Origin of the sequence: Paenibacillus sp. Soil750, assembly GCF_001428045.1 — a bacterium.
Lineage (GTDB): Bacteria > Bacillota > Bacilli > Paenibacillales > NBRC-103111 > Paenibacillus_E > Paenibacillus_E allorhizoplanae.
This window is the reverse complement of sequence record NZ_LMSD01000010.1, coordinates 141,379-155,776: the sequence shown is the minus strand read 5'-3', so window position 1 is coordinate 155,776 and position 14,398 is coordinate 141,379. Positions and strand designations below refer to the sequence as shown.

At 38.0% G+C, this 14,398-nt stretch carries 16 protein-coding genes; all 16 read right to left on the bottom strand.

The genetic code is table 11. From position 1 onward, the window contains the following. Positions 1-94 precede the first annotated feature (94 nt). The 16 genes from ASL11_RS11190 to ASL11_RS11115 all read right to left on the bottom strand — a co-directional run bounded on the left by ASL11_RS11190 (position 95) and on the right by ASL11_RS11115 (position 14,212). Positions 95-994, bottom strand: coding sequence for a COX15/CtaA family protein (locus tag ASL11_RS11190; protein ID WP_056613514.1), 900 nt, complete (start codon positions 992-994; stop codon positions 95-97). Positions 995-1,651: 657 nt separating this feature from the next. Further along, positions 1,652-1,996: a thioredoxin family protein gene (locus tag ASL11_RS11185; RefSeq protein ID WP_056613511.1), complete on the bottom strand. Its 345-nt coding sequence runs from the start codon at positions 1,994-1,996 to the stop codon at positions 1,652-1,654. A gap of 158 nt (positions 1,997-2,154) precedes the next feature. Beyond that, complete coding sequence (locus ASL11_RS36405; protein WP_157256891.1) at positions 2,155-2,313, bottom strand: hypothetical protein; 159 nt, start codon at positions 2,311-2,313, stop codon at positions 2,155-2,157. Positions 2,314-2,587: 274 nt separating this feature from the next. Beyond that, positions 2,588-3,787, bottom strand: coding sequence for a Ger(x)C family spore germination protein (locus tag ASL11_RS11175; RefSeq protein WP_056613507.1), 1,200 nt, complete (start codon positions 3,785-3,787; stop codon positions 2,588-2,590). A gap of 17 nt (positions 3,788-3,804) precedes the next feature. Next, positions 3,805-5,373, bottom strand: coding sequence for a spore germination protein (locus ASL11_RS11170; protein ID WP_056613505.1), 1,569 nt, complete (start codon positions 5,371-5,373; stop codon positions 3,805-3,807). A 17-nt stretch (positions 5,374-5,390) separates the two neighbouring features. Then, a complete protein-coding gene (locus ASL11_RS11165; RefSeq protein ID WP_056613503.1) occupies positions 5,391-6,500 on the bottom strand; it encodes a GerAB/ArcD/ProY family transporter in 1,110 nt (369 codons plus the stop codon). 383 nt (positions 6,501-6,883) lie between these two features. Beyond that, positions 6,884-7,132, bottom strand: a complete 249-nt coding sequence (locus ASL11_RS11160) for a hypothetical protein (protein WP_056613501.1) — start codon at positions 7,130-7,132, stop codon at positions 6,884-6,886. Positions 7,133-7,469: 337 nt separating this feature from the next. Then, on the bottom strand, positions 7,470-7,886 hold the full coding sequence (locus ASL11_RS11155; protein WP_056613499.1) for a hypothetical protein: 417 nt from the start codon (positions 7,884-7,886) through the stop codon (positions 7,470-7,472). 173 nt (positions 7,887-8,059) lie between these two features. Continuing rightward, entirely contained in the window at positions 8,060-8,341 is a 282-nt protein-coding gene (locus ASL11_RS11150; protein ID WP_056613497.1) for a hypothetical protein, read from the bottom strand. A 164-nt stretch (positions 8,342-8,505) separates the two neighbouring features. Next, positions 8,506-9,045 carry a hypothetical protein gene (locus tag ASL11_RS11145; protein WP_056613496.1) on the bottom strand — a complete coding sequence of 180 codons (540 nt, stop codon included), beginning with the start codon at positions 9,043-9,045 and terminating at the stop codon, positions 8,506-8,508. 276 nt (positions 9,046-9,321) lie between these two features. Then, positions 9,322-10,269 carry a stalk domain-containing protein gene (locus ASL11_RS35755; RefSeq protein ID WP_056613494.1) on the bottom strand — a complete coding sequence of 316 codons (948 nt, stop codon included), beginning with the start codon at positions 10,267-10,269 and terminating at the stop codon, positions 9,322-9,324. Positions 10,270-10,730: 461 nt separating this feature from the next. After that, positions 10,731-11,075 carry a DUF3139 domain-containing protein gene (locus ASL11_RS35750; RefSeq protein ID WP_056613491.1) on the bottom strand — a complete coding sequence of 115 codons (345 nt, stop codon included), beginning with the start codon at positions 11,073-11,075 and terminating at the stop codon, positions 10,731-10,733. Between the two features lie 241 nt (positions 11,076-11,316). Continuing rightward, positions 11,317-11,877 (bottom strand): hypothetical protein, encoded by a 561-nt coding sequence (locus tag ASL11_RS11130; RefSeq protein WP_056613489.1) that lies wholly within the window; start codon positions 11,875-11,877, stop codon positions 11,317-11,319. A gap of 286 nt (positions 11,878-12,163) precedes the next feature. Then, a complete protein-coding gene (locus tag ASL11_RS11125; protein WP_056613487.1) occupies positions 12,164-12,640 on the bottom strand; it encodes a hypothetical protein in 477 nt (158 codons plus the stop codon). Positions 12,641-12,826: 186 nt separating this feature from the next. Further along, a complete protein-coding gene (locus ASL11_RS11120; RefSeq protein WP_056613484.1) occupies positions 12,827-13,555 on the bottom strand; it encodes a GNAT family N-acetyltransferase in 729 nt (242 codons plus the stop codon). A gap of 189 nt (positions 13,556-13,744) precedes the next feature. After that, complete coding sequence (locus ASL11_RS11115) at positions 13,745-14,212, bottom strand: hypothetical protein (protein WP_056613482.1); 468 nt, start codon at positions 14,210-14,212, stop codon at positions 13,745-13,747. Positions 14,213-14,398: the final 186 nt, after the last annotated feature.

Genomic DNA, 14,398 nt, shown 5'->3' with positions numbered 1-14,398 from the left:
CTTTGTCTATGTAATAGTTGCTCATTCTTTTGAGATAAAAAAGGAAATGGCCTTCCGTTAGAAGGCCTTGTTGTGCCTTTGCCGCATGATGCTGCTAGGCTTTGCGATCATATAGCGTAAGTACGCACAAATAACATAAGAATCCAAACATACAAGCCACAATAATGGCATGAATCATACCTGTGAATAAATAAGCAACTTCATTCCCTAAGGACCAGGTTACGACTGCGCCGCTAATCACTTGAAGCGAAACGAGAATAAGAGCCCATTTGCTCCCGAACCACAGCTTGTCCGTAGGCTGATAATAACGCCGCGCTTGCAGATACAGAAATAATATACAAACGAAGAGCAGCAAAGCGGCAATTCGATGTGTAAATACAATTCCTGTTGCACCGCTCAGTTCTGGAATGACTTCGCCATTACATAATGGCCAGCCCGAACAGCCGCCAGAAGAAACGGTATGACGCACGAATGCTCCCAAATAAACAACAATGTAGCTATAAATAGCGGTAAACCAGACGATTACTTTAAAGCTAGTATGAATCTGCGTTGTGCGTACAAATTGTCCCCACGGGGTAAACACGAGTGCAAGCAGCAGGGAGAACGCAAAGGCCAGTAAGGATAATCCGAAATGAAGTGCCAGGACAAGGGAGGATTGCGGCCAAACAACGGCCAACGCACCCATTGCTGCTTGAATCAGGGTCATGACCACTGTTGCTGTGATGAAGAATTTAGCATCTCTACGCTTCACATAGCGAAATACTAAGTAAAACGTTGCAACAAGTATCATGGTCACAATACCTACAACTAAGCGATGGCTATACTCGATAAATGAAGAAATGGTATGTGCTGGGATGAATTTACCATGGCACAACGGCCATTCGTCTCCACAGCCCCGACCTGCGTCAGCCTTGGTTACTAAGGCCCCCATAGCAAGAATAAGAAACATGCCGATGGCTGATAAATTAGCTAATCTTTGGATCCATTTTTGCATGATTGCACCTACTTTATGTCATATCTTCTGAGGATCATGTCGAATACTGTAGTTCCGCTTTCAATTATAGCTGTAATATGAAGGCATTTCCATTCGCAATTGTTACAAAGCTCCGAAACCACAGGGAATCGGTTGTTGGCATATCGCCGAGTTGCGCCCAACACTTGGAAATAACAGTATAGTGTGTGTAGTATGGAAGCATTTATTCGGAAGAGGGATTTAGAAGTGAAAAAAGGCTCGATTCCGAGCCTGACTATCCTTTTGATGATGCGTCGCACATTTTAAGTCGATTATATCGACTAACTCCACTCGCTGCGCCTTTTTTCACCCGAGTTAATAGACCTTTAGTCCGATTCCATCGAACTATTTCCCCTTTTTCCTAGAGAACAGATTGTTTGGGGCGGTTTAGTTTGGCTATTTCGGTCTAATTAAGCTTTAAAGATGCGGACAGTAGGATTAATTCGGTCATATCGGATTAAATAGGTTCTGGTCGGGGAGTATTGTGACTCTAGATAAACTAGATGAAACCACTATTTCCAGTGCGACATGGGCATTGATAGGTGCGTTAGCGAAATCAAAAAACACCGCCATCGGATTGATCCGACGACGGTGTCACGTATGCTTACTTCATCTGGTGTTCTTTACGACTTAATTCTTCTAAGGAGCTAGCGCGTTCGAAACTTCGATTGCACGGTCAAGGAATTGTTCGATTTCCTCACGGGTTTTACGCAGCTTGCTTACGAAACGAACAACTTCTTGGCCGTTACGGAAAGCAATGAAACTCGGGATGCCTAAGATGTTCAATTGTTCACACAAATCGGGGAACTCATCGCGATCCAGTTCTATGAAAGTGAGACGGCCTTCGTAAGCTTGCTCAACTGCAGGCATAAAAGGGTCAATATAATGGCAATCCTTACACCATGTCGTTTTGAAAATGGCTATGGTCACGCCGGATTGCGAAATTTGTTCTTGAAATTGTTGCTCAGTCGATACTTTACGCATGGGACACCTCTTCACTTCTTGCATTTACTCTCTTATAGCATACGAGAAAATCAGTGTCAAGCGTCGCACCGCCGCCGCAGATTTAGGAAAATAAAGTTCGTTACAAAAAAAATATCATAACCCATGGAAAAAAAATCTCCCCAGAACGTGCAATAGTTTCAAATACCATGCCTACTTGCCATAATACCAACTGCGAGAAAGATCATGATTATAAATTGAAGCGGTGTATCAGATGGGGTTATTAGTATTGAGCTTCCAACGGTGAATAGTGTGATGAGAATGGTAAATTGTCGGATGCCAATTATACTTTTTCCCATTTCTTTGTTATGCCTCCTCTCTTATTTACTCAATCTCACTGTAAAAATCCTAGAATGAAATCGCTACAAGGTTGATATACAAAGGTAATGAGATCTAAAGGATTGGGCAGCTTCATATGCATGCTTTGAGCAATGCTTAGTATTGTACCTAGCAATACTAAGCAACAAACGATAACGAATTCTTTATACAACTTTTTTTTCATAAGCGATGGAAGCTCTAGCATCGCGATAGCTGCAGAAGCCAAAAGTATCCCTGTAATTGTCCACATTTTGATCATTCCTTTGTTTTTTGTACCAGAGAATCGCTTACAGTGCCCAGACGACGAATTTTCACTTCGGTCTTCACAAGTACAGGTAAATCCGAAAATTGTTCCATCCAACTTTCTTTGTTTTTATTCCAATATTTAGGGTCCGCTCGATATATCGCTTCACCAAAGCCGAAAATATCAACGTTATATTTTTTCGCTTTTTGAATGGTGGCCTCCAAAATATTTTTCACTTCTTCTTGCGCCAACTCTTCCAGTTTCTGGATAACCCCCGGATCAAGCAGATCGATCTTGCACTGGACTTCACCCACATTCTCCTCGAGTAAAACATCAACAATGATTTGCGGTTTTCCGTTTTCTACTTTGCCTTTCATTTTCGTTTTAGTTCGCACTACATCTAATGCTAAAACACCTCCTTTTGGACAATCTATATGTCCGATCGTACTAGTAACGTTGTTTATTAAATAATTGTAGCCTTTGCTTTCTTTCTCATTAAGCCAACCGACAAGTTTGTCGTTTTTAAAAATAGCTAAACCCGCATATACCAAAAATGTAGGAGGATCTGTTCGGTTCACATTACTCTTCTCATCACCTTTACTCGGATCCCCTTTGATTAAAATACCAGTTAATACAGGATCTTTTCCCTCTGTTTCCAGATCGGAAATTAATTTGTCTAATTTTACTTTTACCGTAGGCGCCCAAACCTTTTCTGACATCTCTAACGTGGAAAACATTTTATTTGAGGGGATTTTCTCGATAGGCGTAAGTATGTTTAATACATTCTCAGCCGTCGTTCCTCTGGCTACAACGATATAGAAATCAGATCGCATTTCATGATTTCTTGAAATCCCATCCAGAATCGGCGTAATCCCTTCTCTAGCCAATTCTTCACTAATTACAAGCATCCGAAGATGGGAAGAGTACACCTTTCTTGGACTTTGTGTGGCAATTTTTCTTAAAGATTCAAAAATGGTTTTGGATGTTGCTTTAAAGGTGCTTACGGGTGTAGTTGTTCCTGCCCCGCCCCTTTTTGAAGCCACTTCACTGGGGTTAACAATTTGAATCATCACCTGCACTTGATCATCTTTTTTATCAAAACCCATACCAACCGAAATGGCGAGGTCATTCAGCTCGCGCCGGCTCCAACATCCCGTGAGTAATCCAATCGTGACGAACAAGGCAAAGAACACCAATACATATCTTCGCATTACGATGTCTCCTTTATCTATGACCTGTTTTCAGGCCTATTCGAAGAAGCATTGTTTTCTCGAATGTTGTTTTTTTGACTAATGAGCCTAGGCCTTGTAGATAATGCCCATAGCGGCAAACGAAAAATGGTATCTTTCTGATCCGCTAAGATAAAAGGTGCCATTGGAGACATGTACGGAATTCCGAAGGACCTTAGACTACTCAAATGAATAACGATAGCAATAAGCCCCACAGTTACACCAAATAACCCAAAAGAAGCCGCTACAAGCATTAATAGAAATCTCAAAATCCGAATCGTAATCCCCATATTGAAGGAAGGAATAACAAAATTGGAAATGGCAGTGATGGCCACTATGATAACCATCGCAGGAGACACCAAACCTGCTTCTACTGCGGCTTGACCGATTACTAATGCCCCTACAATGGAAACGGCTTGTCCGACAGTCTTCGGCAACCTCACACCAGCTTCTCGAAGGATTTCGAAAGTTACTTCCATGACAGCAGCTTCGATAAAAGCTGGGAAAGGAATCCCCTCTCTTTGAGCAGCTAAACTGATTAGTAAGGAGGAGGGCAGCAATTCTTGGTGAAAGGTGGTTATGGCAATATATAGGGATGGAGCCAACAAAGATATGAAAAAACATGCATAACGAAGAAATCGAAGAAGTGTTGCGAAATCCGCTCGTTGGTAATAATCTTCCGCAGATTGATAAAATTGAGTAAATAAGGCAGGTGCCATAAGCACAAAGGGAGTGCCATCGACAAGAATCGCAATACGTCCTTCCATTAACCCTGCGGCGACAACGTCGGGGCGTTCCGTATTGTACAGGGTAGGGAACGGTGAATATGTTTCGTCTTGGATCAGCTCTTCGACATTACCACTTTCAAATATCGCATCGATATCGATTCGTCCAAGTCGAATTCTTGCTTCCTGCACCAACTTGTCATTCACAATGCCATTCATATACATGATGGCTACTTCTGTTTTGCTCTTACGCCCGATTGTCATGGATTCCATCCATAGGTCGGGATCTTTTATTTTACGTCTGACGAGTGCGGCATTCGTGCTTATTTGCTCTGTAAACCCTTCCCTTGGTCCTCTTACGACAGATTGCGTGGTCGGTTCTTCAACGGAACGATGCTCCCCGCCTTGTGTATTCGCCGCTAATCCCTGCCCCCACCCATTCAGTAAAATAACCGTTAACCCTGATAAAATAGCTTGATTTAAGGTTTCAAAATCAGGGATCTCGCGAACTTGACCGAGTGTACTCATTGAATTTCTTAAAGCATTTAGCGGGAACTCACTTAAATCAACTTTTAAATTTTCGGTGAGCAGAGCTTGAATAGAACTCGGATTAACCAGACCATTTATGTAAATAAATCCAATTTGTATCGAATCCGCTCCATTCAGATTGATGGTTTGCGTAATGATATCGTTACTATTTCCAAAGGTTTGCTTGACTCTGTCCATGTTAAGTTCAAGCGACAGCTCAAGTGATTCTGTTGAGAACGTCGAGTTATTCTGATCGGGCCTTGTTTCAACTGCGCGCTTCTTATTATTCCGAAAAATTTTCTCGATGAAATCCATGATAAATCCCCCCCCTCCTACTCAGCATTCTTATTCTTTGACATCGGCTTTCGAATTGCCCCAACCCCTAGAATGAGTAGTGGATAAACTAGTCCAATAGTTATCACATAGGGGATATAAGCTTTGGTATCAAATTCTGACATATAAGCAACATTGGGATAAACGACAAGTGAATAAACAACCAGAATCATTCCTAAAGGTAAAACAAGCGGGCGATGATCTTTTATATTCAATATTTGAGCTAGCCCCATAACAAAACCATAAAAATAAAAGGTTGTCTTAAAATAAACCGTCAGAAACCAAATCCCTGCAATTAGGATTTCAACGCGTTCCAATAAATTGCCAATATTTATCTGTTTGGCTAAAACATAGCTTGGAAACATATGTCTTTCAGTTATTTTAGTCCCCAATACGGATATACATAAAAATGTGATCATTACGAATAATAGTCCGCCTAATAAGGTAGCAATCAGGAAAGCTTTTTTTGCTTTTTGATTTTGATTGACATGAACCGGGAATACCATGAACAGCACAATAAAAGGAAGTGAAGAAGTACCAGCAACGGACATGACCGCTTTTATCAGAGGTTTATATCCAACTGTGAACATGGGCTGCAACTTTTCAAATTGAATTTCCGGTACGAGACATACGACCAAAATAATAAATAATAGAATGATCCATGGAAAAAAAATCTCTGCCGCGCGGGCAATTGCTTCAAGTCCAAGACGCACACCCATGACAACGACGATACCAAAAATAAGATTGACAGCTTGAATGGGTGTATCAGGCATAACTTGTGTGGTCACAAAATTCCCCATATAAAACAAAACTGTAGTTGCACCGACAAATGCAAAAAAAATAAATATTGTGGAAAGCAGCTTACCCAGCCATTTCCCAAACAATATTTCATTATATTTAGTAAGGCTCATGTTTGGAAAATGATCTCCAACTCTGTTGTATAAGCATACGACTAACAAATTTAGAACAACTCCGATTATAGCTGCGAGCCAGGCATCCTGTTTGGCATCCGCAGCAAGCCCCGATGGAATAACCAGGATTGTAGTCCCAATCGTATATATCATAACGATTACTGCAAATTGGCTCACGGATATTTTAACGTCTTCCATACTTCCCTCACTTGTGATTCAATTTAATGATACTATTCCCATATTTCCATAAATCATCAATAAAGTATGAATTGCCCAATTGTTGCAATATTTTTTTCGCAAAAAAAACACCACCTCGAATTGAGTGCCGAGGATATTATAGAGATCTAGTATTTCCACATCGACATCCATAACCTCTACTGGAGTAAGTACCTGTTCCTCATCGTGTTGATGAGCTTTCTCGCGATCATCAACACGCCATTTTACAGGATCCTGAGTTTTATAGGAGTAAATGAAAACGAAACTAAAGAGGTTACCCCGATTGTGGGATAACCTCTTTTTAGTTCAATAAATTCTCTATTAATTGTACACTATCATTCACGAAAGTTAGTCAGCTTCACCATTTATACTTTACTTGTTGTCCACATCCTTTTGAAAATTTCTATGCGTTTATTAATGGATTTATCGTATTGAAACATGACTCTTATGAGAACAAGTATACTGGATTGAATTGCACTTACAGCGATAGCCATGTCATGATTTTTAACAGTTGAGTCTTGCTTTGCTTTTTCTATTACTTCTGGTAAAGAGGAATATACATATTCAAGTTGTCTTGATATCTCCTTCTGAAATTCATCAAATTCCTTACTCACAGTTTCACCCACCCTTGAAAATTTTTACATATATGTACGTTTTTCAAAAGTAAGAGTTTCAATCACTGTTCCGTTAATCTGCCCGTTCGTAACATATCTTTAAGCAGTCTAAAATTTTATTTTACCCCGAACACATATGTCATCAATTTATCCTTATATGGGGTTAATTATATAATTTGTACCACATTCATATTGTGAAGTGAGCAACTCTCGTCAATAAAAACACTAAAAGCGTGAGCTGGTTAGCTTCACGCTTTCTATATCTAGTTTAAAGTTTCTGATCCATGTATTGTTTGAATTAAATTCAATGCCTCGAAGTAATATAAAACTTAACTTATTACATTGCTTGGCTCTCACTAAACTTTTTTAAGTTGTAATATCTATAAAGTTCTCGTGTTTCTAAATAGAGAAAATATGGTGCCACAATTCCTGATTTGATCACTACCCCAATTAAGGCTCCAATAAACGAGCCAGTTATGAAACCAAGCCCACCATCACTTGAAGTGTATCTCCCTCTATTGAACAGATAATCCCATAAACAAACAAATAGCCAAGTGTTATATATATGACTACCTAAAGTTAATACACGAAAAATACCGTAACGATAAAACATCAACATGCCAAACATAAAAAATGCACTCCCAATCGATCCTCTTGACAAAACTAAAACAATTAAAGCGTATAAAACTACAAATAAACCGTAGGCAACTGATAAGTGAAGAAGCCCAATCTTTAACTTGGAATTAGTATTCATTATTATACTCCTTTAATTTGTCATAATAAATGTAAAATGTACAAATATATTTTAATCGAATTGTATTTATTTGGATAGTAATATTTTGTAAAATATCTTAACTCTTATACTCTCGCTCGCAACGCACTGCAGCAAATGCTCCTTATTAAATGTGCTAACGTTCTTCTTAGAGTTTAACGTTCAGGCAACGAGTCCATATGTGCTTCGACTTCAAAATTAAATCCTTCAAGATTTTCGCAGTCAAACCAATTACTTCTTTCATTGATCTCATACAACACCTGATAACCATAATAATTAATTATAAATTCCCAACCTTCTCTTGAAATCATAGCTTCCAATATCTGACAGTAATCAAATAACGTTTCAACTGCGGCTTCATTCAATAAATCGGTATACTGATACGTGGTTCCAAATGGCTCAGGATAGATTCGATATGCTAACCATTTCATTTCCATATTTGCACCTCTTAGAGTAGCAAAGCTCTTTTTCTGTCAAATAAGTTATTCGCCGATTTACAAATATTCTCCTCCACTATCTTGGACATTACTTGATTGAAAATAGGGAGCAGCTGCTGTGACAATCCGCTCCCTGTTTATTGTGCTATCGTTACTCGTTTGCTTTATTTTTCTTCGGGTATTAAGTAGAGAGTTCCATCCTCTTTATAATAATCCAGACCTGATGTATCAAATCTAATGAGTTTTTCTGCTGTCTCTGTATCTTTAGTTTCGCCTAAATTAATTCCCAAAAAATCTATTTTAGTATCTACATCAACTTCAAATCTTTCAGGATACATGTTAGAATTCTTTGCTTTCCATTTAATATATAAGTCCTCATTTTTTAAATAAAAACTTATTTGATTATCATCTAGGAATTGATGTTCAAAAGCATAAAGGCAACATAATCTTTCTCCAGGAAGCATGGTATTATTACTTAAACTAGAGCCATTTTCTATATTTATTTCTTTGTTTGTTATTTCTTCAATACAAAAAATTCCCCATTCAAATCTTTCGAGATAGATTCTTGGCGATGTATTAATACCGTCAAATTCAGCAATGTCGCAATCTAAATTTATGTACCATTCTATTAACCCATCGTGATTCATAACTCCAGATAACGTCGCGTCTAGAACTTCAATTGTTTTTGAATTTATTAAGTGCATTTTGTTTTTCCTTTTCTCAGTATAGAAGGTTATAAAAATGAAATATTCTCTCTCATAATTTAAACTCCTCCATATCCAAACAAATTAATCCGATTGTTTTAATAAATACAGGCACCTTTCACCACACTCTACTGCCCGATAGCTTAATGGGCTGCCGGCATCGATCGCGGCATCTCCATTATGTAAGTGCATTAAGCTCTTGTAGGGCTTTACACCGTATCAGGGAAGTTTATTTGTCTCAAAGAAAAAAGCCCCGAAGGGCTAAATTTTATTTCATCAGTAACCTTCGTTTTTCAAAAAGCTATATAACCCAACTGGAGATATTCCACCTTTAATTGTGGTGTTTGTTGTTAAGTAACCGCATATATTCCCATCTCCGTCTAAAATAATAGGAGGAGTTGTGGTGTAATCGTTGAATGCACTTTTTAAGGAGTACTTGCTGCCATAATCTCCATATTCATTCCAAATACTATTTAACCCATATTTACTCCCATATGTTCCATATTCGTTAAAGACTGAATCTAAACCATACTTATCTGCTGTCAGTATACCTAAATATTTCTTACCATCAGAGGAATATAGTGTTAATGGCCCTTTAACTTTCGCTTGATTTGTAGTAGGTGTATTAGTAGTAGTAGTAGTAGTAGTAGTAGTAGTAGTAGATGTGTTAGTTGATATCGGTTGTGGTGTTGATGTGTTTGAAGTCCAAATCCATGATTTAATAAAATCTTCTGTAGGCAATGAATTGTTGATAAATTTTTCTACATCCGTTTTTCTAATATCGTATACACCAAGATATACGTTGTTCTTATAAACATGAATAAAGATTTGTATTGCAGGTGATTTTGCTACAAACGAAGATGTAAGCATAATGTTTGTAGTATCCTGAGAGGTTCCATTAATATTAAGATCGGCGCTTATATAAGTACCTATGTTATTGTAAACCAACTGAATATTTGAGGCATTATATTGTTTTGCTGTTTCGTTAAATCCTTTTATTACTTGAAAGAAATCCACGTTTTGCGAGTTATCAGAAGTTGGAATCTTAACATCAACACTGTATGTATTCGGATCCCAAGTAACAGAAGCACCTAATTGTCGAAGCACGGAAATAGGGACCATAGTATTTCCATCAAGGATTTGACCTGGCACTTCGTTAGTCACCAATTGTTTTCCACTGGATTTAATCAGAACAATTGGATTCCCCTTATAATCACCATTCATACTTGACGCACTTACAACTCCAGAAAAGCAAATCATCATTATTATAAGGACAATAAGCGACTTCTTCAGAAAAATTCCTCCCTTTTGTTTAAGTAAGCTGAAGCTTGCATGACTGACTCTCTCAAAATGGAATTTACTCCACCCTAGAATCTAACTTACTTAACAATATTGTAGTATACATTTTACATATTTAATATAGTATTATTCATTTAAACGAGTAATTCTTTGAAAAACAATAACAGCGTCATTAAGAATTTTTGATTAAAAATTACTATCATTATAAAGGTCTATTTTTGAATCAGGTTCACAAATGCCCATAACAGAATTGGCGGCAAAGAAGTGCTTCCAAAGTCATAATAAAAAAACGGGATCCGCAGTCGCAGATCCCGTTTTCATTTATTGAACTATAGTTCTCCGTTAGCTTAATAACTTGTTGAAAATCACTTTTGTTTATTCAAAAGCTATTTTCTTCCTTCATCTAAATGTTTATACTGTATTCCTCTTCTTATATCCGCGTCACTAGGTCCAATCTGAATCCATTGTCCAACTCCTCTATCTGTATACGTATAGTAAACTCCTGGTTCATCTTTAAAAAGTACATATGCCCCTATTTGAGGCACCTTCCCAAAATATGCTTTAATCTCAAAAATTTCAGATGCTTCGTATTGCTTCTCATTAACTAGATAAGCTTGTAAATCCTTTTCAAGATTACTTTTCTTCGCTTCAACAAAAAAATATATTGATAATATAAACAATGCAATTATACATAAACTAGCCCATAGCCCTCTACTTTTAATCGTTGGCATCCTCCTGATAAAAAGAAAGAATTCAAGTGTAAATATTATTTATTAATTACTTCGATCATTCAATCATACCAGAATCGCAACGGCTGGCTATTTTATATTAGTGCCAGTTCCTTTAAAAGACAAAAAGGGGCGCTGCCGCAAAACAGGCACCTCAACTATCGTTTCCCGTTAGCGTAATGGTTGCTTGATCTGCTCATCAGCCATTATCCAGAAGTGGTTTGTTTCTTCATCTTCCCTCTATTCAAGCTCGTGTTGATAAAAGAATTTCGAGTTCATTTTGCAGTAATGCATCACTCATGTTTTCTATATCTAATTGGGAAATTTTGATTAGTGCCTTTGTCGCTAATTTAAAAATCATAATACTTGAACCGCTTTCTGAATATGCACCGATGTTGAAAATTAACCTTCCAGGAGAAAATCCTCCTATTTCATTAATCACTTCGATAGCACTATCCAGAACACTCTGTGCAAACTCCTCTGAAATACCTGAGAATACACCATATTTTGTTAAAGCTATCGTATCGTGAGGGTAAGTTATTTGCTCACTAGCTACGTGTACACTTACATCAGTCACTCTTCTGGACTCGTCAGGTATAAACTCGAACCCAACTAGTGCATAATTGCTCGCATTTCTTGGAAGTGATACTTCAATAGCAATCTGGGTTGTAACAACTCCTTTTTGCAAGGAGGAAGCGATGCTTTTTCCGATTACTTTCCCTACTTCCTTGCTTCCTGGAAAGTCGTAATCATTTACCCACAACCTACATTTTTTATGCTTTGTCATTTTCAAAAATGTCTTCATCTTTTTAACCCCCAAAATTGAAACAATTGATCATTAAACCATTTTGGCAATAACAGTATAACGTCTGGGGTGTAATACACCAGTGGTTTTTGATTCATTTTAACGTCCAGATGGAATTTATTAAAGAATATACGCTAAATTTACCACATTTTTGAAAACTACGGGGTTAAAAAATGGATAATATTTCTACATTAAACTACCCGTTACTTCAATGATAAAAGCAGACGGCCGCGGCTGTCTGCTTAATTTCACTATCGTTCTACGTTAGCGTAATAACAAAAGACTACTATTGGACTTGGTTAGCTAAATCTAATAATTTCGATACTTCTAATTTATTATCATCTAATTGCTCCGAGTTCCCATTGATATCATAAACAAAGCGAGCCAAAAAGCCATTCTTGCCTTCCCACCAAATTGATTGGCTGGTTTCGTCTATTTCGTAAAATGCTTGTTTCCCATTTTCAAGTTTAACTATTTGCTTGCCTTTTTCAGACACTTTCTCTGGTTGGTCAATAACTTTGCTCAAAATGTACCTTATTTCTTGAGTGGTTTGATTGTTTTTATAATGAAAAACAAACTGTTGAAGGACATCTGGATTATCAATTGCAATTTCAGTACGAACTTCATTAACTTCAAAAGGAAATCTAAATGGTTCCTTAAAATCGTAAATCATTGATTTACTTCTTTCTGTGAGTGCACTGTTACCACTGCACCCACACATTAAAAGAAATACTAACAATATCGCAAACGAAATATTCTTCATTATTTTCACCTCTTATTATTAACGAATATCGAAGCATTTTGTTTCGTTATCCTGCCCGTTAGGTGAGCGAAAGGCTGCCGATCGTGCCGGCAGCCTCCCGTTACTGTATATTGAACAAACGTTCTTACTTTAGATTAGAAGGTTAAATTATATCAAATTAATTACTGCCTAAAACCAATCCAAGAATTACTCAAGAATCCTTATAGCCAAAGTACAAGCTAATTTTTCAAATCCCAGCGATTTAGCAACAGCAACTGACGAACTATTGGACATTAAAGTTTGATAATGCATTGTGTAACCATCCTCTAACCCTTTCCTCGTTAAAGCACTTACAACTGCTTTGGCGTGCCCTTTACTTCGATAATCAGGGTGACTTAAAATACCTACGCTAAGAAAACCAGATTGCTCTTCTCTCCAAGAACCTGCTGCTACAATTTTTTCTTCAGACATCTTTGCTAGGATTGGTTGTCTATTGATTTCTATGGAACTATGCTCCCACTCTGTTTCAGAGCAAGATTTACGTAAATCATTCAGTAGAAATAATTGATTTGAAGTTACAAGTTCTACAACCTCAAGGGAAGATGCTTCGAGAAATGAAGCCCTATCAACATATCCCTGAAATGCAGGACCAATTACCTTGTACTTACTTATATCAATTGACTTTATAAGAAAATTAGCATCAAACGTTTCCGCTGGATGTCTACCACTGATAGACCTTTTTATAAATGAGATATACTTAGTAGGAGACGATATAATGCTTGCTGTTCCATTAAAAAAGCAATAAATACCATTATAACCTTTCAAAGTCTTGGAGTGTTCACGAAGTATGACGTTCGGAATAGTCATGGATGAAATATCACAATCAAATCGCTCAGCCCAATCCTTATATACTCTTAATCTGGTTTCTTCATCCAACTAACTCACCCCCATCATCAACAACACAAATTGTATTATTTATACATATGCAATGATGCATTCATGATTGTTCAATTAAACAAATCTGCCCGTTTACTTCAACAAAAACTCTAACTAGCACAAAAACTAAAAACAGACAAAATGATACTCCGATATCTCGTTGGGTCAGTTTTTGTGACGGTACATGTTTTACACCGCACCTGAGGAATCCGGTACGTCCGGACCATCGACGACATCGATCACACCGATAGCCAAAATGCTGATAGCGACCGCTTTACCCAGCTTTTTCACGCCGTCTTTCATCCGTGCTTTATCGCTATCCTTGAAGCCTGTCACGACATCTTTTCCGCTCTCAACCACATACTCGATGCCATGGCCAACTCCTCTTGCCGTCGTAATGGCCGTTTGTTCAAGCTCATGGAGTCCAGCTTTCGATTGTTGCTTATCCGCGGTAATTAAGCCTGCGCCTACATCCCATACACCGCTCGCTGCATGGCCTGCGATCTCACCCGTTTTGGCCGTTAACTGTTCTACATCATTCCCAATTTCCTTTATATAATCACTGCGAACAAGCTCCCCTGCCACACGGACAGTTCCTCCAAGTACTTTGCCTGTCACATCGCCTGCCAGTTTACCTAAATCCTTCAGAAAATCCATCTCAAGCACCTCCGAACATCAGTATATGCTATATTACGATTGTCGAAACACTTGGTTGCAATTCATGAAGAAATGGGGCTTTCTTAGTTATGCACCTTAAATTCATAAGGCCAAAGCACTTGCTCCACTGTAGTTAGAACCCGACACGGTTACCAGAGTATTATATTCGAATATGCGTTCAAAAGT